The sequence below is a fragment of the Listeria farberi genome (genome assembly GCF_014229295.1).
Lineage (GTDB): Bacteria > Bacillota > Bacilli > Lactobacillales > Listeriaceae > Listeria > Listeria farberi.
Genome location: NZ_JAARZL010000001.1, coordinates 937,937 through 959,746, shown reverse-complemented (window position 1 = coordinate 959,746; position 21,810 = coordinate 937,937). Strand labels below are relative to the sequence as shown.

The 21,810-nt window shown below is 38.7% G+C and carries 25 protein-coding genes and 1 riboswitch; of the genes, 1 reads left to right on the top strand and 24 read right to left on the bottom strand.

Features of this window, described 5'->3' with window-relative positions; all coding sequences use genetic code 11:
- Window positions 1–4 precede the first annotated feature (4 nt).
- The 7 genes from HCB38_RS04795 to cblT form a co-directional block, all read right to left on the bottom strand.
- Window positions 5–574: a decarboxylating cobalt-precorrin-6B (C(15))-methyltransferase gene (locus tag HCB38_RS04795; protein WP_185619942.1), complete on the bottom strand. Its 570-nt coding sequence runs from the start codon at window positions 572–574 to the stop codon at window positions 5–7.
- Window positions 564–1,160, bottom strand: a complete 597-nt coding sequence (locus tag HCB38_RS04790) for a cobalt-precorrin-7 (C(5))-methyltransferase (RefSeq protein ID WP_185318537.1) — start codon at window positions 1,158–1,160, stop codon at window positions 564–566. The genes HCB38_RS04795 and HCB38_RS04790 overlap by 11 nt, the downstream gene beginning before the upstream one ends.
- Window positions 1,157–2,278, bottom strand: a complete 1,122-nt coding sequence (gene cbiD / locus HCB38_RS04785) for a cobalt-precorrin-5B (C(1))-methyltransferase CbiD (protein WP_185607702.1) — start codon at window positions 2,276–2,278, stop codon at window positions 1,157–1,159. The genes HCB38_RS04790 and cbiD overlap by 4 nt, the downstream gene beginning before the upstream one ends.
- A 15-nt stretch (window positions 2,279–2,293) precedes the next feature.
- On the bottom strand, window positions 2,294–2,926 hold the full coding sequence (locus tag HCB38_RS04780; protein ID WP_185333798.1) for a cobalt-precorrin-8 methylmutase: 633 nt from the start codon (window positions 2,924–2,926) through the stop codon (window positions 2,294–2,296).
- A gap of 12 nt (window positions 2,927–2,938) precedes the next feature.
- Entirely contained in the window at window positions 2,939–3,886 is a 948-nt protein-coding gene (cbiB, locus tag HCB38_RS04775) for an adenosylcobinamide-phosphate synthase CbiB (protein ID WP_185619950.1), read from the bottom strand.
- A complete protein-coding gene (locus tag HCB38_RS04770; protein ID WP_185637693.1) occupies window positions 3,883–5,241 on the bottom strand; it encodes a cobyrinic acid a,c-diamide synthase CobB in 1,359 nt (452 codons plus the stop codon). The genes cbiB and HCB38_RS04770 overlap by 4 nt, the downstream gene beginning before the upstream one ends.
- A gap of 161 nt (window positions 5,242–5,402) precedes the next feature.
- Window positions 5,403–5,592: riboswitch (cobalamin riboswitch) on the bottom strand.
- The gene (gene cblT, locus HCB38_RS04765) at window positions 5,574–6,068 is read right to left on the bottom strand and encodes an alpha-ribazole transporter (protein ID WP_009934281.1); all 495 of its coding nucleotides are present in this window, start codon (window positions 6,066–6,068) and stop codon (window positions 5,574–5,576) included. Its footprint overlaps the riboswitch before it by 19 nt.
- A gap of 313 nt (window positions 6,069–6,381) precedes the next feature.
- On the opposite strand from cblT, the gene HCB38_RS04760 reads away from it, so the two are divergent.
- Window positions 6,382–6,933 (top strand): helix-turn-helix transcriptional regulator, encoded by a 552-nt coding sequence (locus HCB38_RS04760; RefSeq protein WP_012581520.1) that lies wholly within the window; start codon window positions 6,382–6,384, stop codon window positions 6,931–6,933.
- A gap of 44 nt (window positions 6,934–6,977) precedes the next feature.
- On the opposite strand, the gene HCB38_RS04755 is transcribed toward HCB38_RS04760, so the two are convergent.
- The 17 genes from HCB38_RS04755 to HCB38_RS04675 form a co-directional block, all read right to left on the bottom strand.
- Window positions 6,978–7,421: a EutQ-related cupin domain-containing protein gene (locus tag HCB38_RS04755; RefSeq protein WP_185607699.1), complete on the bottom strand. Its 444-nt coding sequence runs from the start codon at window positions 7,419–7,421 to the stop codon at window positions 6,978–6,980.
- Window positions 7,414–8,535 (bottom strand): ethanolamine utilization protein EutH, encoded by a 1,122-nt coding sequence (eutH, locus tag HCB38_RS04750; protein WP_003761804.1) that lies wholly within the window; start codon window positions 8,533–8,535, stop codon window positions 7,414–7,416. The genes HCB38_RS04755 and eutH overlap by 8 nt, the downstream gene beginning before the upstream one ends.
- Before the next feature lie 15 nt (window positions 8,536–8,550).
- The gene (locus HCB38_RS04745) at window positions 8,551–9,096 is read right to left on the bottom strand and encodes an ethanolamine utilization microcompartment shell protein (RefSeq protein WP_003761802.1); all 546 of its coding nucleotides are present in this window, start codon (window positions 9,094–9,096) and stop codon (window positions 8,551–8,553) included.
- Entirely contained in the window at window positions 9,089–9,358 is a 270-nt protein-coding gene (locus HCB38_RS04740; RefSeq protein ID WP_003721582.1) for a EutN/CcmL family microcompartment protein, read from the bottom strand. Before HCB38_RS04740 ends, HCB38_RS04745 begins: the two co-directional genes overlap by 8 nt.
- Window positions 9,359–9,372: 14 nt before the next feature.
- Window positions 9,373–9,945: a TIGR02536 family ethanolamine utilization protein gene (locus tag HCB38_RS04735; protein WP_185318531.1), complete on the bottom strand. Its 573-nt coding sequence runs from the start codon at window positions 9,943–9,945 to the stop codon at window positions 9,373–9,375.
- Complete coding sequence (gene eutD, locus HCB38_RS04730) at window positions 9,942–10,583, bottom strand: ethanolamine utilization phosphate acetyltransferase EutD (protein WP_185637690.1); 642 nt, start codon at window positions 10,581–10,583, stop codon at window positions 9,942–9,944. The genes HCB38_RS04735 and eutD overlap by 4 nt, the downstream gene beginning before the upstream one ends.
- A 12-nt stretch (window positions 10,584–10,595) precedes the next feature.
- Window positions 10,596–11,351 (bottom strand): cobalamin adenosyltransferase family protein, encoded by a 756-nt coding sequence (locus tag HCB38_RS04725; protein ID WP_185318529.1) that lies wholly within the window; start codon window positions 11,349–11,351, stop codon window positions 10,596–10,598.
- A 166-nt stretch (window positions 11,352–11,517) separates the two neighbouring features.
- Window positions 11,518–11,802: a BMC domain-containing protein gene (locus HCB38_RS04720; RefSeq protein WP_061727959.1), complete on the bottom strand. Its 285-nt coding sequence runs from the start codon at window positions 11,800–11,802 to the stop codon at window positions 11,518–11,520.
- 31 nt (window positions 11,803–11,833) lie between these two features.
- Window positions 11,834–13,294, bottom strand: a complete 1,461-nt coding sequence (locus HCB38_RS04715; RefSeq protein WP_085644059.1) for an acetaldehyde dehydrogenase (acetylating) — start codon at window positions 13,292–13,294, stop codon at window positions 11,834–11,836.
- Window positions 13,294–13,815 (bottom strand): BMC domain-containing protein, encoded by a 522-nt coding sequence (locus tag HCB38_RS04710; RefSeq protein WP_185619960.1) that lies wholly within the window; start codon window positions 13,813–13,815, stop codon window positions 13,294–13,296. Before HCB38_RS04710 ends, HCB38_RS04715 begins: the two co-directional genes overlap by 1 nt.
- Window positions 13,816–13,829: 14 nt before the next feature.
- Window positions 13,830–14,483 carry an ethanolamine utilization microcompartment protein EutL gene (eutL, locus tag HCB38_RS04705; protein WP_003724716.1) on the bottom strand — a complete coding sequence of 218 codons (654 nt, stop codon included), beginning with the start codon at window positions 14,481–14,483 and terminating at the stop codon, window positions 13,830–13,832.
- A 22-nt stretch (window positions 14,484–14,505) separates the two neighbouring features.
- Entirely contained in the window at window positions 14,506–15,387 is an 882-nt protein-coding gene (gene eutC, locus HCB38_RS04700) for an ethanolamine ammonia-lyase subunit EutC (RefSeq protein WP_185318527.1), read from the bottom strand.
- Between the two features lie 19 nt (window positions 15,388–15,406).
- Window positions 15,407–16,771 (bottom strand): ethanolamine ammonia-lyase subunit EutB, encoded by a 1,365-nt coding sequence (locus tag HCB38_RS04695; protein ID WP_003761786.1) that lies wholly within the window; start codon window positions 16,769–16,771, stop codon window positions 15,407–15,409.
- Window positions 16,772–16,812: 41 nt separating this feature from the next.
- Window positions 16,813–18,234 carry an ethanolamine ammonia-lyase reactivating factor EutA gene (gene eutA, locus HCB38_RS04690; RefSeq protein ID WP_185318526.1) on the bottom strand — a complete coding sequence of 474 codons (1,422 nt, stop codon included), beginning with the start codon at window positions 18,232–18,234 and terminating at the stop codon, window positions 16,813–16,815.
- 89 nt (window positions 18,235–18,323) lie between these two features.
- On the bottom strand, window positions 18,324–19,781 hold the full coding sequence (locus tag HCB38_RS04685; protein ID WP_185318525.1) for a GAF domain-containing sensor histidine kinase: 1,458 nt from the start codon (window positions 19,779–19,781) through the stop codon (window positions 18,324–18,326).
- On the bottom strand, window positions 19,774–20,355 hold the full coding sequence (locus HCB38_RS04680; RefSeq protein ID WP_185318524.1) for an ANTAR domain-containing response regulator: 582 nt from the start codon (window positions 20,353–20,355) through the stop codon (window positions 19,774–19,776). Before HCB38_RS04680 ends, HCB38_RS04685 begins: the two co-directional genes overlap by 8 nt.
- Window positions 20,356–20,630: 275 nt before the next feature.
- Complete coding sequence (locus HCB38_RS04675) at window positions 20,631–21,770, bottom strand: 1-propanol dehydrogenase PduQ (RefSeq protein WP_185318523.1); 1,140 nt, start codon at window positions 21,768–21,770, stop codon at window positions 20,631–20,633.
- Window positions 21,771–21,810 lie beyond the last annotated feature (40 nt).

Below are 21,810 nucleotides of genomic sequence, written 5' to 3'. Positions count from 1 at the left end.
TTCTTCACTCCTCTAGTTTTTTACAGCCGATAATGACGGTTGGATTTTGTGGTTCAAAATAATGACCTGCCCCAAGTTTATGCCAACTCGAAACTTGAATTTGTTTCATTGTTAATTCGCTCACTGGTGATTTTTCTAAATGGTTCATTGCTTGTAAGGCATTTTCTAATAAAATAAAATTAAGTACCAAGCGACCGTCTAGTTTCAAATGGACTAACGACCAGTCGATAATATCGGTTAAATTCCCACCACTACCACCAATAAAAATAGCATCAAATTTCTCTTCCTGAGGTAATTCGAATGGTGCATATGCTTCGATGACTGCTACATTTTCTACGCCGAATTTGGCTTGGTTTTGTTTAATTAAGTCCACCGCTTCTTTATTTCGTTCAATTGCAGTAACTTTGATGTGTGGAAAATTATAAGCTACTTGAAGCCCAACGCTTCCAGTTCCAGCGCCCACATCTAGCAGTTTTTTACTGGTATTATCTAATCCGAGTAAATCAATACTTATAGCTCTCACTTCGCTTTTTGTCATCGGAACTTTTCCGCGAATAAATACGTCATCTTTCATCAACAATCACCACAACATTCATATCGTATTTTTTTTCAACTTTCTCTGGTCTTAGCTTATGAATTCGTTCTTCTGTTGAGCTTAAATTTTCACCTATAAACATGATTTTTTTAAGATTTCGTTTTGAGATTTCAGTAGCTATTTCGTATGGTCCAATAATGGAATCTGTTACCATTGCGACTTTTTCATGTTTGAGCAGAAAATCGAAATCTGGTATTTTACCATGGCTGCTCGTTATAAAACAATCATTCATCGGCAGTTTGATTTGGTGAAACATCATCTGGATTGCACTGATTCCCGGAATAATATGAATATCTTCTGAAAAATTTGTCATCGCCCAGTTGCCAATCCCGTAGAGCAGTGGATCACCTGATGCTAAAATCACAACATTTTTATTTTGATGAGGAATATTTTTTAAATCTGCTAATTTTTTCGGTAACAATAGGCACGTTGCAGTTGTTAATTCCGCTATTTCTTGTAATTGTCTTTTCGATCCATACACTGAATTTGCTGAAGATAAAGCTTCTCTTGCTGCGTTTATTAGCAAGTTCGTATCTCCTGGTCCGATTCCAACCACTGTAATCATCGCCATTCCTCCCGCAATACTTCTATATCTTTCGTTGCAGCAAGTAAGCCTCGTTCAGTTGAAAATGTAACGACATCAATTTCCACACTTGGCTTAGTGAATTTCAAGAAGCGTTCTGATCTTGCTTTGATTTTTTGTGCGATTACCTCATAAACTTGAGTAAAACCAGCAGCTTCAATTAATTCGCCTGCAGCCTCTGTCGTATTGCACTTCTCTACTTCTTGTAAAAGTGATAATGGTGCGCCGAGTAAAGCCAAGTTAGCAACCAAGATTTCTGCTCGCGCATCCGCATCTTTGCTATAGGTCGTAAAAATACCAGCTGAAACCTTCACTAATTTGCCAAAATGCCCAACCATCAATACTTTCTTAAATGCGAGTCGTTGGGTTTCTTTCAACATGTAGCCAACGAAATTACTCATTGAAACGATGTTATCACTCGCAAAACCAAGCGTATTTTGAACAAAATCATCTCCGTAATTGCCGGGAACAAGAATAATTTGGTCAAGTCCTTGGTTCCGTTTCATTTCGAGCTCCATTGATAATGATTTTTTCCATCCTTCATCCGACATCGGCGTGACAATTCCTGTCGTTCCTAAAATGGAAATCCCGCCGATAATACCGAGGTTGCTATTCATTGTTCGTTTCGCGCGTTCTTCCCCTTCAGGAGCATATACTAAAATGGTTGCGCCACGATTTTTGCCAAGTGATTCGCGCACTGTAGCTAGAATGTTTTTCCTTGGAGCCGGATTAATTGCTGCTTCACCCACTTCAACCGAAATACCCTTTTGTGTTGCGCGACCAATTCCAACGCCGCCATCTAAAGTAACTTCCGGACTATCTGTTAATTCGACATCAACAAAAATCCACATGCCATGTGTCGCATCAATATCATCGCCGCCATCTTTTTGAACAGCTGCAGTTGCTTTTTTTTCTGAAAACTGTTGAAACGCAACGGGGATTTCAAGAATAGTTCCACCTGTTGTTGTGACTTTAACCGCGCTTACTTCTTCTTGGTTTTCTATCATTTCGACACACGCTTTAGCCGCGGCAGCTGCACACGTTCCAGTTGTATAGCCTTTACGATATTTTTTGCCATTATAATAAATAAAATCTTCCACTGCTCGTCGCCTTCTTTACATCGTAATCAAGATTGCATTAATGATTGCCGCGGCAAGGTTACTACCGCCTTTTCTGCCACGAGCGACAATTGCTGGAATGTCGGTTTCAAGAATTTCTTCTTTGCATTCAGCTGCCCCGACAAACCCGACAGGCACTGCAACGACCGCATCTGCTTGTAATTGTCCACTTTCTGTCATTTCGATAATTTTATAAACCGCTGTTGGCGCGTTCCCTAGGACAAATATTTTCGGCCCATCTTTTAAAGAAGCAAGTTTAATCCCGGCCATTGAGCGCGTAATGCCATGTTGTTTGGCAATTTCCATTGTTTCAGGATCACTCACATAACAGTGATAACTACAGCCAAGTTCATCTAAAAGACGTTTATTAATACCACTAAGCGCCATATTAGTATCTGTAAAAATGGTTCCTTTATTTTGAAGAACATGAATAATTTTTTTAATAACGTCTTGTTGAAAAACGAGGCTATCCAAGTAATCAAAATCTGCTGTTGTATGTATCGCACGTTTGATAATGGCTTCCTCAAGTTTGTTTTGAAATGTATAATCTGGTCGGATATCGTCAATAATTTGTTGAATGATTTCAAAACTTTTCTCTTCAATTTTGGCTGGATTTTTAATGTAGTTCATTGTGCCACTCCTTTAAAATAGTATTAAATGTATACTGATAAAAATTAGAAAAGCAATAATGGAAGCTGTGTATAATAAGTGAATTGTTTGACTGATTTCTTTTTCTGTAACTGCTTTTGTTCCACTGCCGATAATTGGTTTAACTACTGTCTCGCCGAAGTACTCATGGGTGCCACCAAGTGTTATCCCAAGTGCTCCTGCTACCGCGCCTTCAGGATATGCGCAATTGGGGCTCGTATGATTTTTCCGGTCACGAAGCCCTATCCGCCATGCAGCGCGTCCATCATACTTCAAAATAAAACTCGCAATCACAAGGAAAAACCAAGATAGCCTTGCTGGAATGAAATTGGCCAAATCGTCCATTTTTGCAGAAACAAAACCAATGGCGCGATATTTTTCATTTTTATAACCGACCATCGAATCAAGTGTGTTCACGGCTTTATACATTAGGGCTAGTACAGGACCTCCTATGAATAAATAAAATAATGGTGCTACAACGCCGTCTGCTGTGTTTTCCGCCACGGTTTCAATGGTGGCTTTACTGATTTGTTCTGCCGTGAGCTTGTCTGTATCACGACCAACAATCATCCCAACTTGTACTCTAGCCGCTTCTAAATCTCCATCCGCGAGTTTTCGCTGAATTTTCCGAGCCTCCTGCGCAAGACAAGTCATCGCAAGTGTCGTATATCCTAAATAAATAAACACCGCCGCATAAAGCCAAAAAGCAATTTTTGCACTAATATAAAGGAGGAGCCACGAAACAATCCCTGTCATTCCAACTGTAAGAATGAATAATAGCCCTCCAGCAAAATACAGTGATTTACCATGAAAAATTTCCCGCAAAACGTTCGTTAATAATTGAATAAGATTACCAATTGCTTTGATAGGATGAGGCCAGCTGTAAGGATCGCCTAGTAAGAAATCTAAAATAAACGATATGGTATAAAAGAGTACGATCATCTCTTTACAGCTCCAAACATCTGCATTAAAATGGCCGGATTTTGGTAGAAATGGATATGGAGATAACTGGCAAAAGTATTGCCTTTTTGATAACCCCCACGCCACTCTTTGACTATTTCACCGTCACGTTTTTTTGAAAGTTTCATACAAGCTTTTTCAGTCGTTTCAAAAACAGAATGATGGAATTCGTGACCGCGAATAGCTGTCCCTTTTTTGCCAAGTAGTGTATCTTCTAAAGGTTCCGCGATACAATAGCCAAACTTCCGAAGCCGCGCTGTCATTTTGCTAACCCCATCAAAAACCCCCACCATTTCATAGGATTCATCTTCCACTTCTAAGCTCGAACCAAGATACATCAATCCGCCACACTCGGCATAGATAGGCTTGCCTTTTTCATGCGCCGCCAAAATCGATTCGCGCATTGCCTTATTCTTCGCGAGCCGCTCCGCAAAAACTTCTGGAAAGCCTCCACCAATATAGATAAGATCAGCTTCTGGAACTTCGCTTTCCGCTAGCGGACTGAACGGAATCAGCACGGCTCCTGTTGAACGAATTAAATCCAAGTTATCCTGATAGTAAAAATGAAATGCCTCATCAAGCGCATAAGCAACTCGCAGACCCGAAAAATCCGGCAATTTTATCTTAGCTGGAGGTATCATTAAATTTGCACTAGACTTACTAATCTCTAAAAGCCTATCTAAATCAACATGTTTCGTAATCAAATCTCCAAGTAATTCCCATTTTGTTTCTAACTCCGTCATTTCTTCTTGCGGCACTAACCCAAGATGTCGTTCTGGAAGTGCCACTGCCGCATTTTTCGGCAAATACCCTAAAACAGGCACATCCGTATAACGCTCAATCGCGCCTTTAATTAATGAAAAATGGTTTTCTGAAGCAACGCGATTAATAATCACACCAGCAATTGCTAGCTCAGGATCAAAACGATTGAAACCATCGACAATTGCCGCAGCAGAAGTCGAAATCGCTTTGCCATCCACGACTAAAATGACGGGTGTTTTCGTACATTTGGCAATAAAAGATGTACTCGCATTATCACGGTCAATGCCAAGTCCATCGAATAGCCCCATCACACCTTCAATGACGGAAATATCAGCAGACTCTCCGTGTTTTTGAAAAAGAGTAGCAAGCATCGTATCATCATCTATCAGAAAGCTATCTAAATTAATGGAAGCTACCCCAGTTATCGCTTGATGGTAGTTCGTATCAATATAATCTGGTCCTACTTTGAATGGTTGAATTCGCAGACCTCTTTTTTTAAGCGCGTGCATAACTCCAAGTGTGATCGTTGTTTTACCGGTGCCACTTGATGCAGCTGCAATCAAAATTTTGTTCATCTTTTTTCACCTTTCACTTTAGCCATAAAAAAAGACGCCAAACAGAACATTGGCGTCTTTTTGAGATTTACGCAAATAAGCTATTTCCTTGTAGCACAAAGAAACTTCCCCATCGTGAAAATCTACTTAATCAAGACAACTCGCTCCCTTAGAAGTTGTTTTTGGATATTGAATATAAAAGCGGTCTCCTGACTTAACATCATCCTACTCACCAGTCTTCCCGGAATTTCTTCCAGTGACATATATTTGGCTTTCGTCCGTATTACAGTAGCTAGGGCCTGTAGAGGATTTTCACCTCTTTCCCGGATTAATATATTCACCTATTTAGTTGTTTAGTACCCGGCAATTCGTCTTTTCCAGCGTTCTGGCAATACTTGGTAAACGACTTCTGCGACAAAAATGTTACAAACCGAACCAATAGCAAGCACTGGGAATAAAACAAACACCGCTTGATGCATTAATGGATAAAGTGCAAGTAATGATAATGGACAATTAAAAACAAAAGCAACAATACTAGATACACTAATCGCAACTAGTTGATTTTTTTCAGCTAGTTTTTGGCGCGTAAATCCGTAAGCTATCATCGTTACGCCCATCATTCCAGCAACAATCAAATGAATCGGTAGTGTCAGCGGAAATCCCGCAAGTAATGCTGATGTTAAATGACCGAAAATCCCAAGCACTGCGCCGTACATCGGACCAAGCAACAATGTTCCAATAAAAGCTGGAGCTGCGTCAAATGCGACAGAACCCATTAATTTTATGTTCGCGCCAATTACACACATTGCAATCAACATCGCACATAATACTAATTTTTGAATTTTCAATTGAAAAGATCACCCTCTCATGAAAGCGTTATTTCCATTTCATTATATCCCTGTTAAACCACTGGTACAAGCTCACTCAGCCTACTAAAAGCAAAATAGTGCAAGGTTTTAAAATCTGTTTTTTTCTGTTTTATATAGCAAAAATAGCCACCAGTGTGAACTATTTCTCAATTTCTATTTTTGAGACTTAAAAAATGACAATATTTTGTTATAAAAAAGAATTTATTGTTCTATTTAAAATGCAGGATTAAACGTTATTTAAAGCGATTTTATGGTATAATTAGTGCAAGTAGAAAAGGAGGAGGAATTGCATTTGGAAAAAGAAAAAGTAATCAATATTCAACCACTTATGACGAATCAAGTTGAAAATCAATTTACACAACAAATTCAGGAAGACTTTCATAAAAAAAATCCAGATCACTCCGCCCTACTTCATTCACTTGAAACAGTTGAAGTGCTAGATGTTCTAAGCGATTATTACTCTGCACATGAAAAACAAAAACAACCTAAAAAAGAAACTACGAGTGCCAACAAAACTGGCGGAGAGCATAAAGAAATCAAGCAAGCTATTCGTTACATTAAAAAAAATATTCATCGCTCCATCACGTTAGAAGAAGTTGCTAATTACGTCTATTTAAGCCCGTTTTATTTAAGTAAATTATTTAAAAACGAATTAAATATTAATTTTATTAATTACGTCAACGAACAAAAAATGCTCTATGCAAAGGAACAACTAGAAAAAAGCGACTGGGCGGTCCATACAATTGCTAAAAATTTAGGTTTTTCAAGAGCAAGCTATTTTTGTAAAGTTTTTAAAAAAGAATTTGATATGACACCAAAAGAATACCGCGACTCCTTAAAATAAAAAACGATTTCAGCCGTTAAAGCCGAAATCGTTTTTTGTTATTATTATGACTGCCAATCAGCCGGATAAGTAACATAAATAAATCTTGCTTCCCCAGTTACGGAAAACTTGATTTGGCTACCTTTAGGAATGAAAATAATTTCTCCTGGTCCTGCTGAAACGGTTCTGCCATCTATGACAACATCTAGTCTACCTTCAATAACATAGTCTACTTCATCATAATCCAAGAACCAATCGAAAGTTGTATTTTTCATTTCCATTAGACCAAAACCTAGACGTTTACTTTCTTCTAGTGTTACTAAGTCTTTTGTATAAACAACATCGCTAGGATTTCCTGTATCTAATCGATCTTCCTCTGAAACTTTTACTACAGGCAGTTTCACCGATAAAATACCACTTGGATCAACGTGTTTGGAACTTTGACCCATTTTTTCTAAGACAACTTGTTTTACTAGCTGCTCAATTAATTCTTTACTAATATCAGCCATTATCTTTCACCGCCGTTTGTTCTTTTGCTTTATTTTTCTTCATCATTCGGTTAGCCATATAGATACCGACAGCTACGGCAGTTACTCCTCCGACAAGTTTTCCGACAATCATCGGGAAAATCATATCTTGAGCAACCCCAGCTGTGAAACCTAGATGATCCCCTAAAACAAAGGCCGCAGATACGGCAAAAGCAACGTTAATAATTTTACCGCGCTCATCCATATCTTTTAGCATTTGGAACATTGGGATACTATTTGCAAGTGTAGCAACCATACCAGCCGCTGCAACTTCATTCATACCAAGTAATTTACCCATTTTCATAAGTGGTTTGTTGAACACTTTCGTAATAACAAAAACTAAACAGAAAGCTCCTGCTAGAACTAATGCAATACCACCAACGATTTCGATACCTTCGCCAATTGGTGCAATTCCTGGAATAATAGTTAATCCAGTAAGTTGTTGAATAGCTCCAGCCACAAGTCCGATAGTAGCAACAATTACTACCCCTTTTCCGAAAATCGTAAAGCCTTTAATCATGCCTTCTGGTTTGAACCAAAGACCTAACATAATAAGTACAGCTACAAGAAGAATTGGTACTAAGTTTTTGAAAATCATGATTGGTGAAAATCCAGCTACAAGCCCACCGATTAAACAACCGATTGGAATCGTAATAATACCAGATAGTACACCAGTCGCTAGGTATTTATGGTCTTCTTTTTTAATAATTCCAAGTGCTACTGGAATCGTGAAAACAATGGTTGGTCCCATCATAGAGCCTAAAATAGCTCCTGCAAAAAGACCAGCGTCCGGCGTTAGCGCAAGTTCTTGAGCTAGCGCAAAACCACCCATATCATTCGCAAGTAACGTTGTAGCAAACATTGCTGGGTCAGCCCCAAGCGCTGTATAAATTGGTACAACGATCGGGCTTAAAATTTTCGCTAAAACTGGCGCTAAGGTAATAATCCCGACCATTGCTAGCGTTAGCGATCCCATTGCCATAATACCTTCTTCAAATTGTGCTCCTAAGCCAAATTTGTTGCCGATAATTTTGTCAATGGCTCCTAGAATCATAAAGATTACCATTAAATAAATAATAATTTCATTAATGCTCAAAAGTGTTCCTCCATTCTATAGATAGCGTTTTAAAAGTTCATCAGGAGAAGGAATGACCGTATGATGTATCACCTTTTTTGGTTCGGCAGTTTCAATTAGAATCCGCATCCCTTCTTGAATAGCACTAACTTCCCCTGTAAAAACAGCCACAAATTTCCCACCAATCGAAGCACCAAGCGTCATGCGTTTTAAATGAATTGCTGATTTTTTTAGCGCTTCATTGACTGCATTTAGCCCAGCACCCAATTGACTGATTTCGATAATTCCTACTGCATCAACATCGACTTTAGGGTGTTTATTGTTTAGAAAAGCAAGTAATTCTTCGTGCGCCATATGCAAAATATAAGAAGAAACATGAAATTTCCCTGCTTCTTCTTTTGCATCTTGCATCGCACTAGTAAGTTCACCGGAAGCACCTTGCAAAATAATCAAAAATTTACCAGGACATGTCGGACGAAAAGTAAATAAAGTTACATTACCTGCTTTTAAAAAAACATCGGCCATTTCGTAACCTTTACTTATGCTCCTGAGTTCAAGAATACCTAAGGACTGTTCAGCCATAACGTTCTACCGAGTCGATAATGCCAACGATACATGCATCCACTGGAATTGTATTGTCCCCAGTAGATGCTCGTGCTGCGCTACCAGTTGTAACAAGCACAAGATCGCCGTTTCCTGCTCCGGCATTATCAGCTGCCACTATGGAATGTCTTACATCTTCCGTTTCATCGGTACAAATTTCTACTAGTAGTAGTTTTAAACCATTCAGTTTTTCGTCTTTTCTTGTCGCCCATAAACTCCCGGTAACTTTTCCAATTTGCATGCCGCTCTTCCTTCCTAACTTTCTTTAATGCTAATTCGGTTTTCCTGTAAATAATCTTTTGCAAGTGGTGTTAAGAAACTTCCTTTAGGCAAAATGAATTCACTTTTGTTCTTAGTAAGTTTTTCAACATCCTGTTCGGTGATGACTTTACTTTCTTTGGTCTCTTTTACCGGGCTTTCGATAAATTCGACACCAAATCGGCTCAGTTTCTCCTCGTATTCTTGAAAAAGTTGTCTGATACCATATTTAGCGGAACGTTTGTAAGCATGCGCTTTGATTCCACTCTTCATAATCCAAGTAGGCCGCCCTGCTAAAAGATGCTCTGTAATAAATTGTTCTTTTTTATTCATTGGTGCAAATAAACTGATTCGAGCTAATTCAGCGATGTCTAATTCTTCCAGTAATAAAACGTCACATTCGCGTTCAGAACGATCATAAAGCGAAACTTGATATTCTTTTAGATAACACTGTCTGAGAGTGTGTTCTGAATCTTGTCCCATAATAATCATTTTTTTCTCTGGAAGTTGCAATCGTCTCATGACTTCCTCAGTGACGGCTTTTATGAGCGCTTCTATTTCCATGCTCATTCAGCCTTTGTTTTCTTAATTATTTGACCTCGAATTCCCTTTTTAAAGCCGCATGCGTTGGCTTCGTCGTAATCAATATGCATATATGTAGCAAAATCAGGGCTAATTCGAACGACCACATCATCGAAAATCAGTGGTCTGTCGCCATTAATTTTCACTTGAACAATTTCACTTTGTGTTACATGTTGTTTTGCTGCATCTTCTGGCGTCATATGAATATGGCGTTTTGCAACAATAAGTCCTTCAGTTAATTGAACACTATTTTTAGCAGATAATAGTAAAATTCCTGGTGTACCGGCTATGTCTCCACTTTCGCGGACTGGTGCTTTAATACCAAGCGCCGTACCGTCTGTAGCACTAATTTCTACTTGTGTTTTCTTACGGATTGGCCCAAGGATTACTACGTTATGAATAACGCTTTTTGGTCCAACGATACTAATTCTTTCTTTACAAACATATTGACTCGGTTGAGATAGGTCACGGAAATGAGTAAGTTCATACCCAGGTCCAAAAAGTGCATCAACTGTCTCACGATCTAAATGGACGTGACGACCGGATGCTTCTACTTCTACGCCAGTTTCAAGTAATGCACGGCGAGTGACTTCTTCAATAAGGCTTGTTATTAACTCATTATTCATGAATAAGCCTCCTTACTTTTTATATTCACCAGTTCTTACGCGGAACATCAGTATCCAGAATAAACTAGATAATCGGTTGAGCGCTTGAATGATGTCTGGTCGTTTAATGGAATAATCGGCTTCCTTAAATGCTGTAAAAGCGGTTAATTCCGTTTCACGAACCATCGTTCTTAATTTGTTTAATCGAATGACTGCATTCCCCATCGTATAATCAGGCATAAAATGTGTCATTTGGTAGTATTTTTTCGGATTATGACTACGTGCCCGTAGCTCTTTTTCGTCCATGCCAAGCAAATGTACTGATTCGATTTGCTCGTTTAAAACTTCCGATCGTACAATATTTCTTACAAAGGTGAGGATTTCTTGTAAATCTTCCGCAAGATCTTTAAACTCAGCTGCAACGGAACATTGGGTTTCCAGAATTTCAGCTTCCAGTGTATCTAATTTTCCGCGGAAAGCGATTTGCGGATGGTCTTTAAACACAAGCAGGTTACCACGCAAATGCGTCATATGTTCAGGCTTCTCATCTAATGCTCCACCATAAATCGTTTGGAATTTTGCTCTAGTAGTTTCTTTTTTCACTGGCTCCACTACTACTTTTTTTTCTGGAATTGCTTCAATATAATGCAGGTCAATTTTCTTTTCAGATAAGAAACTCTTAGCTGATGGAGTAATAATCGTCCCTTTTTTTATATCTAATTTTTTCTTTGTTTTTAAATCGGTGTGTAAGTAGGCTTTTCGTAACTCATCTTCTGTCAAAATAGCCAAAGAACCACATCCTTTTATCCCATTTACAATTGGTGTTAGTAATGATGGGAAGCTTTGTCTTGCTTAAATCCGGTAAAAAGCGGAAGTTTCGGGCAATTTCTGAGTCTGATGGAACCCTTATGCCTTACGCTCACGCTTTTTTCCTGATTTATGTTAAAATTTCTTCTTATTCAGCGCTTTTTGGTAGAATAGCATCTACTTCGCTGTGTGGACGTGGGATTACGTGTACAGATAGTAATTCACCAACGCGTTCTGCTGCTGCTGCGCCTGCATCTGTTGCTGCTTTCACTGCGCCAACATCGCCGCGAACCATAACTGTTACTAGACCGCCACCAATTTGTTCTTTACCCATAAGTGTTACGTTAGCTGCTTTCACCATTGCGTCTGCTGCTTCTACTGCTCCTACTAAACCTTTAGTTTCGATCATACCTAATGCGTTTGCGTTTGCCATTTTAAAATTCCTCCAATTAGTGTTTTATTTTTTATTTTAATTCTGCTAAAACTTTTTCGACTAAACTTTGGATGAGTGCGTCTGCATCAACCGGAAGTTCAGATGTTGCTTGGTTTTCTTCTTTACGAATATCTTCTAACTCTAAAACGCCTGTAGCGATGCGACGAATGTTGAAAAGATTTTCAGGTCCAATATTATCAGATGATGAACTTCCTCCAACTGCCCCACAACCAAGTGTTAAAGCAGGTACAAGATTGGTTGTTGCGCCAATTCCGCCAAGTGCTCCTGGTGTATTAACTAAGAGACGGGAAACTGGTTTTTTCAGTGCGAATTCGCGGATAATTTCTTTATCTTCTGAGTGGATGATTAAAGTATGTCCAGCTCCTTCATGATAAAGAATATCCATGCTAAGTTCGCAAGCTTCTTGCCAAGTTTCCGCTGTATAGAAAGCTAAGATTGGTGCTAATTTTTCTCTTGAATAAGGGATTTTAGCGCCAACTTTTGTTTCTTCAGCGATAAGTACTCTTGCGTCAGCTGGAACAGTTAGGCCAGCAAGGTTAGCGATATGTTGTACGCTTTTACCTACGATTGCTGGGTTCATGGATCCATTTGGACGTAAAATGAATTTACCAAGTTGAACAGCTTCTGCATCTGATAAGAAGTGTGCTCCTTGTTTTCTAAATTCAGCTATGACAGCTTCTTTATTCACACGTTCCACAACGACAGATTGCTCAGATGCACAAATTGTGCCGTTATCAAATGTTTTGGAATCAAGAATATGTTTCACTGCGCGAGGAATGTTAGCGCTGCGTTCGATAAATGCTGGGCCATTACCTGGGCCAACTCCAATTGCTGGAGTACCAGATGAATAAGCCGCTTTTACCATTGCAGAACCACCTGTTGCAAGGATAACTGCTGTGTCTTTGTGTTTCATCAGTTGATCTGTTCCTTGGATTGTTGGAACAGTCATACAGCTGATAGCGCCTTTTGGACAACCAGCTTTTTCTGCTGCTTCACTAATAATTCTCACTGTTTCTAGAATTGCTTTTAGTGCGTTTGGATGTGGAGAAAATACGATACTATTTCCCGCTTTAATGGAAATAAGTGTTTTGTAAATAACAGTGGATGTAGGGTTTGTTGATGGAATTAATCCTGCAACTACGCCTAGTGGAACTGCAACCTCCATTACTTTCTTTTCGTTATCTTCTTTTAACATACCAATGGTTTTCATATCTTTGATGTAATTGTAGACGTGCTTGGAAGCGAAGACGTTTTTAATTACTTTGTCTTGCCAAATTCCAAAACCAGTTTCTTCATGTGCCATTTTTGCGAGTTTTTCGCGAGCATCATAACCGGCATCAGCAATCGCTTTTACAATTGTATCAATTTGTTGTTGGCTCATTGCAGCAAGTTCTTTTTGCGCTTTGTTAGCTGATTCAATGAGGTTACGAACTTCTTGGATTGAGCGTAAATCTTTATCTTCTAGTGCCACTAGTTTTCACTCCTTCCATAAATATCTTTTAGTGCATGAACAAGTTTATCCTTGTTCGCATATTTAATCTTGCTTTTTGGGATAGGCACATTATCTAATGTGTAAGCAAGTTTCCTTAGATCAATAACTTTCATTGCGCGAAGTTTTTTCTCTGCACTTTTTGTGTTTGTGTTCACTTCTACGACTTGTTGAATAACTTCTTTTGGTTCTTCTTGTTCGACTTCTTTTGGTTGTGTTTTAACTTCTTCTTGAGGAACAAAAAGTGCTTTTGTATCTTCGCTCATTCTTGCGATAACATGGCTTGATACTAAACAACCTAAGTCTTCTGTTGCAGCTTTCCCTGCTTCGATAGCTGCATTTACTGCACCTACATCACCAGTTAATTCAACCGTAGTTAAACCACCACGAATGACTTCACATTGAATCAGTTCGACATTTGCTGCTTTTAAACAAGTATCAGCGGCAACTACAGCACCAAGGAAACCAGTCACTTCAATTAAACCAAGCGCTTCATTTGGCATCTTTTAGCACCACCTTAATATTGAAGTGGATTTTCAGCCACATTTTCTACTGCCATTTTGAACGCATCACAAGCAGCTTTACATGCAGATTGGCTACCTGTTAGAAGTGCTCCACCGAAGTTAGTTTCGGATGGTGGTCCGTAAAAAGCTCCGATTGTTACGTCTGCTGCTTTTAATGCTGCATCTAACGCATACATAGCTTCCAGTGGAGGGGCGATTAAGTAAGCAATCGCTTCACCTTCAGCAACATTCGCTTCTTTTGAAAGGAAAGTACCAGTTCTTGAAACACAGTGCGCGAAGTAAGGTACGCTATCATCTTCATTTGCACTAACAAAGCTAGCACCATTTTCGATGAAATCTACTGCTACAGAAAGACCACTTTTTACTTCCGCAGGGCTTGGTCCGGCAATAATACCGATTACTTCACCAGCAAATTTTGTGGATGCATTTCCAGCACCAGCATACATACTTTTCGCATAAACAACATCTACTTCAGCTGCTTTGGTTGCTTCGTCAAGCGCAGTGTATGTAACATCATCACAATCAGATGTAATAATACCCAGACTTCTTTGATGCGGTTTTAAGTCTAATTGTTTAAATAGACCATTATCTACATTTGATACAACTTTGACACTTAAAACGGATGCAGGTAATTTATCATTTTTCATGAAGTTTCCTCCTCTAACTAGCTTATTTTAAATCAATACCAGAACATTTTTTCTCAAGCATATTGTGAATTAATTCAGCAATGTATGCTCCTGCTTCAACTGGTGGAGTTCCGCCACTATGAATGTTAGAAATAACAGTACGACGAGCTTCTGGCATACCAATTGTTGGTTTATAAGCAATATATGCACTCATGGATTCAGCTGTTACTAGACCTGGACGTTCACCTACAAGTAAGCAAACTACATCTGCCCCAGTAATTTCGCCGATTTGATCCATAGAAGGTACTCGACAATGTTTAACAAAAATAATGTTATCAAAATCTAGGTTATACATTTTCAACCCTTGTTTAATGGAAGGTAAGATGTCTTTGATATTAGCTTCAACTGCCGCTGAGCTAAGTCCATCACCGACAACGATTTGTAGTTTCGCATTTTTCGTAGTATTCGCACGAATTATTTCTACCATTTCATCGTCAAATTCACGGCCTAAGTCTGGGCGAGTTAAGTATTCATCTTTATCATGACATTTTGTGTTAACTGGAATAAAGTTCATTTCTTTCACTAAATCCTCAGAAACATAAGAGAACACGGAATCTTGTGCAACAGCGTGGTCCGCACGGAAACGAAGAATTGTTTCTGTTTTATAACGTGGACCAGCGCGCCATAAACCAAGTCGAGCTGGGGTCATTTGTTTCATTTTCAAATAGCCTTCGCGGTCAGCTGGTTCTGGTACTAGTAATTGTTTTTTAATATCAACTTCTGTAATATCAGGGATAGTTCCTTCAGTTACAACAGTTTCAGTAACGGCTTTTGTTGGTGCTGCTGCTACCGTTTCAGTAGTTTTAGCCCCTGACATTTCCGTTAAAATGCCTTCAATCATTTGTTTTAATTCTTGTTCGTTCATCGCTTAGTTCCTCCCTTCCTTATTTTAGGAAAATAGATGCATCTCCAGCACGGCTTGTTAATTTACCATTTTCACTGAATCCCATTTTTTCCATCCACTGATCAAATTCTTTAATTGGTTTTAGGCCAAATAATTCACGTAAAGTGGCTGTTTCGTGGTAACCAGTTGTTTGGTAGTTAAGCATAACGTCATCACCATGAGGAATCCCCATGATAAAGTTACATCCTGCTGCTGTTAGAAGTACGGATAAGTTTTCTACGTCGTTTTGGTCGGCTTTCATATGGTTGGTATAACAAACGTCACAACCCATAGAGATACCAGTTAATTTACCCATGAAGTGATCTTCTAGGCCGGCGCGAATTACTTGTTTGGAATCGTATAAATACTCAGGTCCGATAAATCCAACTACTGTATTCACTAAGAATGGATCAAACTTCTTCGCAAATCCATAGCAACGAGCTTCCATTGTTACTTGGTCTACGCCGAAATGTGCGTCAGAAGAAAGTTCAGAACCTTGTCCTGTTTCAAAGTACATTACGTTTGGCCCAGTTGCAGCACCACTTTGAAGAGCTAATTGTCTTGCTTCTTCAATAGTTGCTCCGTCAAAACCGAAAGCTGTATTACCTTTTTCAGAACCTGCGATAGATTGGAATACCAGACCAGTTGGAGCACCGCGACGCATTGCTTCCATTTGAGTCTTCACGTGCGCTAGTACACAAGTTTGTGTTGGCACATCCCATTTACTGCGGAATTCTTCAAATTTATTAAGTAAACGAACTACGCTATCAGTAGAATCATCTACTGGGTTAAGTCCGATTACCGCATCCCCAATCCCGTAAGTTAATCCTTCCATTAAAGAAGCAAGGATACCATCAGGATCATCAGTTGGATGGTTTGGTTGTAGTCTAGCGGAGAATGTTCCTGGAAGACCGATTGTTGTGTTCGCATGTGCGATAACACGAATTTTTTTCGCGCCATAAATTAAATCTAGGTTGGACATTAATTTTGTTACAGCAGCAATAATTTCTGATGTTAGGCCGCGTGCAACACGTTTAATGTCAGCATCTGTTGTTTTATGGTCTAAAATCCATTCCCGTAATTCTTCCACTGTCCAGTTTTTAATGGAATCATGAATACGTTCATTTACTTGGTCTTGAATAATACGGGTTACCTCATCTGTTTCATATGGGACAACCGGATTATTACGTAAATCTCCAAGCGTCATTTTAGAGAGCACCACTTTAGCAGCTACACGTTCTTCTGCAGATTCAGCAGCAACTCCGGCTAAACGGTCGCCCGATTTTTCTTCGTTTGCTTTTGCCAACACATCAGTGATGGATTTGAACTGGTATGTATGGCCGAATAAATTCGTTTTTAAAATCATTCGATAAATCCTCCTCTCAAAATTAAAGCTATTTATATGGATCAGTTAAAGACTAAGGTTTTTACTACTACTGGTAGCACTTTCCCGTCAGCAACTGGTTTTCCTATATCAATATAATCACCATTATCAACTTTGACACTATCCAAACAAATTAGTGGATAGCCGGCTGGTAAATGCCCGAAAATACTTTGTCCGAGGGCTTTTGCCATGTCGTGCCAAGTAATGATAATTAGCGGATGACCAAGTGCGATTGGTTCTTTCATTCCCTCACAAATTGCCTTTGCATATTCTGTTACTTGCTCGAAACTAGGGCTATTCTCCCCTTCAATTGCAAGTGCAATCCGTTCCATATCTTCATCTATTTTGAACCAGTTGAGTTTTTCCTTGATGACTTCTGCCATATTTTCATTTTCTTCTTGTTTGGCAAGTTTCAAAATCGGAATGTTTTTTACTGGGAAAATTTTCTCGGTATAAGTGATTGTGCTACCGCTAATTTCTGCTGTGTGTGAACCGGCTCCTACCACAGTTGCCCGTATGGTTTCGACAGATTCGATATACTTTTTTTCGGTCATCAAGCTAGATTCAGCTATTGACTTTCCGAGTAAAAGTCCGATGTCTCCATATCTAAATGGATCACTTAGCGCACCAGTTGAAATGCAGTCTGCAACGCCTCCGGAAAATGATATACATTCAATTTCAGTAAGAAATTTCAATCCTTTATTTGTGATGATCGTTTCGTAAAAATCATTCGGAGCGCCTAGGCCAACACTGTTTTTAAGCAGCTCAACCATTTCACCTAAAACTGGTTGCAAATTTTCTGGTGAAGTTGTTTCTCCGAGTCTAATCGGATAACCACGTTTTTCTATTAAAGCTTGAATTTTTGGCGCAATATAGGTGATTTTTCTTGTTTCACGGTCCACTTTGATTAACCGACCACCAATATCAAGGCATGCTGTATCAATAAGTTCACCACGATCAAATAGCGATAAATTCGTTGTTCCGCCGCCAATATCCAGATTCACAACAGAAGTATTATTTTCTTTGGCGTAGGTATGTGCACCTGCACCTTTTCCGGCAATGATACTTTCTAAGTCAGGTCCAGCTGTTGCTACAACAAAATCCCCAGCGAAACCACTCATTGCATCTAGAACGTTACTCGCATTATCTTTACGAGCCGTTTCACCTGTAATAATAACTGCCCCCATGCCAATTTCTTCTTTTTTAATTCCGGCATTGGCATACTCTTTCGTTACAAAATCACGAATCGCCTCTACATCAATCAAATTATCAGCAAGAATCGGTGTAAACAGAATCTCACTTCTAAAAATAATCCGCTTATCTGAAATAACAATACGCGGCACGGTGAAGCTTGATGCCATATTTTGAATTTCTAACTCGGATAAAATGAGTTGTGTTGTCGACGTACCAAGGTCAATCCCTACACTTAAAATCGTTTCCGCCAAAACCCTCACTCCTTTCTAGCAAAAAGAAAAAGCTTAAAGACAAATAACAGTATCGTTACTTGGCTTTAAGCTTCATCGCTTTTTTACAGCTACTTCTTTGTAGCATGGATAGAATTGTATTTAAAATCAAACATTGTTTTTGTTCCGTGTTCATTCGATTCAATGGTTACTTTGCCTCGAAGTTTATCTTTAATATAACTTTTGACAATGGAAAGTCCTAGGCTTTTTTCGGATACTTTTCGAACATTAAAGCCATGACCATTGTCCGTTACTTCTGCGTGAATGATATTTTTTTCTTCTTTTATTTGTAGTAAAATTTCGCCTGATTCATTTGGATGGAAAGCATGGTCATATGAATTTTGTAATAGTTCATTCATGACAAGTGCCAGTGCCACAGTGCGATCACTATCCAAATAAATCCGTTTATCAATATCCATTCTAACAGCTACTTTTGGACAGTCAGTACAACATCTTTCAATATTGTAGGCGACTGTTTCTATGACCATATAAAGGTTAATCCCGTCTTCCATTTGCTTCGACAAAAGTTCATGAGTCGCTGCAATCGCAAGGATTCGGCTGACACTTTCATTTAGAATTTTTTGTGCCTCCATGCTTGTTGAACGTCTACCTTGAATTCGTAACAAAGAAACAACGGATTGCAAATTATTTTTGACACGGTGATGAATTTCACGAATGGCTACAGACTTAGAAACAATTTCTGCTTCCTTCACCTTAATATCCGTTATGTCATGCAAGATAAGAATAAAACGACATTCTTGTTCGTCTTCTTCTTTCACAAAAATCTGCTTCATAATAAAGTAATTCCCGGCAATAACCACTTCTTTTTTTAATTGGATTGGTTGTTTTCCTGTTTCAATTTGATACATAATTGCATCAAACATTATCTGGTCGAGGGATAAATTATCATAATGCATTCCTTGAATGTCTTCCATGTAACCAAGTCGTTCGTAGTACTGATCTGCAGCACAATTCTTTTGCTGTAAAATTCCATTACGGTCAAAAATCAAAATAGCATCATCTAGCTGATCGGTAATAGAATCCGTTAATTTACTCATAGCAGACAATGTGGTAGAAACATCACGATAAGCCGTTTCTTCATTGTCGATTTCAAAATGAGCTTTAATTTCGGCGCTAATATCATTTTCTAGAATTAGCACAGCTATAACTCGCTGTTTATTGCGAATTGGATAGACTTTTTGGCGAATAAGTACGTTTTCTTGTGTTTTTGCAAGTAAGTCATTGGAGTTCATACCCGTTTCTAGTGTTCTAAGTACACCTGGTTCATTGGAGCGTAGGGCTGTTTCTCCGATTACATTGTTTTTGTAAAGTGATTTGGTTGTTTTTGGCGGTGTATGATGAATGACAAGTGCTTCACTAGTTAGTTTATTATACACATCAATGAAAACATCTACATCTTGATACATCGAAGACTCGCTTAACGATTTTGCAGTATGTATTAATTCATCAATATCATATTCTGCCAAGTCCGTATAGCGTAAACACATTTCTCGAATCGTTTTAGTCATCGCTCATCACAATCGTTTCTGCGATTTCCATCATCGGACAACGTTTATCCATACTCAGATTACGAATCATGTTGTAGGCTTCTTCTTCTGTGATGTTGTTCTCAATCATAAGCACGCCTTTTGCTTTTTCAATTACTTTACGCTCTTCTAATTTTTTTGTGAGCTTTTCTAATTGCTGCTCTAGTTTTCTTGTTTCTCGCCCTTTGGCAATACTCATTTCAACTGTTGGAATCAAACTTTTTTCATCAAGTGGCTTTACTAAATAACCTAATGCTCCAAATCCTTTTGCTTTCTCCGTGTTTTTCGGATCACTAAATGCAGTAAGTAAAATAATTCCGCCAGCAAGACCTTCTGAAATAATTCGTTTCCCTGCTTTTAAACCGTCTAAGAGTGGCATTTGAATGTCCATGATAACAAGGTCTGGCTGATGGCTTTTGCATAGTTCGATTGCTTCAAAACCATCTGTCGCTTCCCCTACAACATTGTAGTTCGCTTCTTCTAAGATGTCTCGGATGTCCATTCTTGTAATAGGTTCATCATCGGCTATTACAATTCTTCCATTCATTCTTGTCACGTCCTCTTCTTCTGCTATTGATTGATTTGTCACAATGAAGGACAAAATCATTCTATAGAAGCATTTACTTGAGCGAAAGAGTAAAAGAGCTAGAGAAAAAATTTCTCCAAGAAAATAGAAAGAGCCCCTTAAAAATATTGTGCAATATTTTTGAGGGAGCCCCGTTGCTCTGCTATATTTATAATTCCACACGTCTTTGTGCTCGGTTCTATTATAAAGTAGCATGAAAACGATGTCAATAGGTTATTTGATTCCTGTTGTGAAATAAATAACTTTTATGCCAACATTTTTTCAAGAATAGCACTAACATCGGTTTCTGTCGGCGTTCTTGGATTAGTTGCAGTACATCCATCGTTTAATGCACCTTCTGCGATTTGAGCAATATTTTCATTTAAATCCGTACGGCTAACTCCACATTCTGTTAATGTAGTCGGCATATTGAGTTTCTTTTGGAGTTGTTTAATGGCATTAATTAAGCTACGTACACCAAGCCTTGTATTGGAAGCTGGCATTTTTAGTAATTTAGCAATCGCTGTATAACGTTCTGCTGCGCGATTATCTGGATTGTTACCAAAATCACTTGTAAGGCCAGCGTTATAACTAATTACATGTGGTAAAAGCAATGTGTTCATACGACCATGAGGGATTTTAAATTTCGCACCAGCTGTATGCGCAATACCATGATTTAAGCCAAGAGAAGTAATGTTGAATGCCATCCCTGCAAGACAAGATGCATTATGCATTTTTTCACGAGCTTCTAAATCATTTCCGTCTTTATAAGCACGTTCTAGGTATGTGAAAACTAATTGGATAACTTTTTCCGCCATCGCATCTGAATAATCATTCGCTTTTGTAGATACATATGCTTCAAGCGCATGCGTTAACACGTCCATACCAGTATCCGCAGTAATTGCAGGTGGAACAGATTTCACTAAATCCGCATCTAAAATCGCTTCATCAGGCAAAATAGCATCCGTAATCAGTGGGTATTTAATCGCTTTTTCTTTGTTTGTAATAACGGAAAAACTAGTTACTTCCGAGCCAGTTCCACTAGTTGTCGGGATGACGATGAAAGGCATTGCGCGCACCGTACCAAGTTTTTGACCAAAGAATTTCATTGCTTTCGCTGCATCAATAGCTGAACCACCACCGATAGCAATCATCAAGTTGGCATCACATTCATTTAAAACTTCAATTCCTGCTACGACATTTTCAATCGGTGGGTCTGGAATAATTTCACTAAAAATCGTATATGTATTCGATTGATCAATTTTTTCCGTAATAGCATTAATCATTCCTGAACTAACCATAAATGGATCTGTTACGATGAAAATTTGTTTGTCTTTAAAATCAAGTAAACGATCTGTTGCTCCTTGTCCAATGTAAAGATCTGTTTTAAAACTAACTTTTTGCATGAGATTACCTCCTAGTTTTTTAAAATAAAAAAAGAAGCCT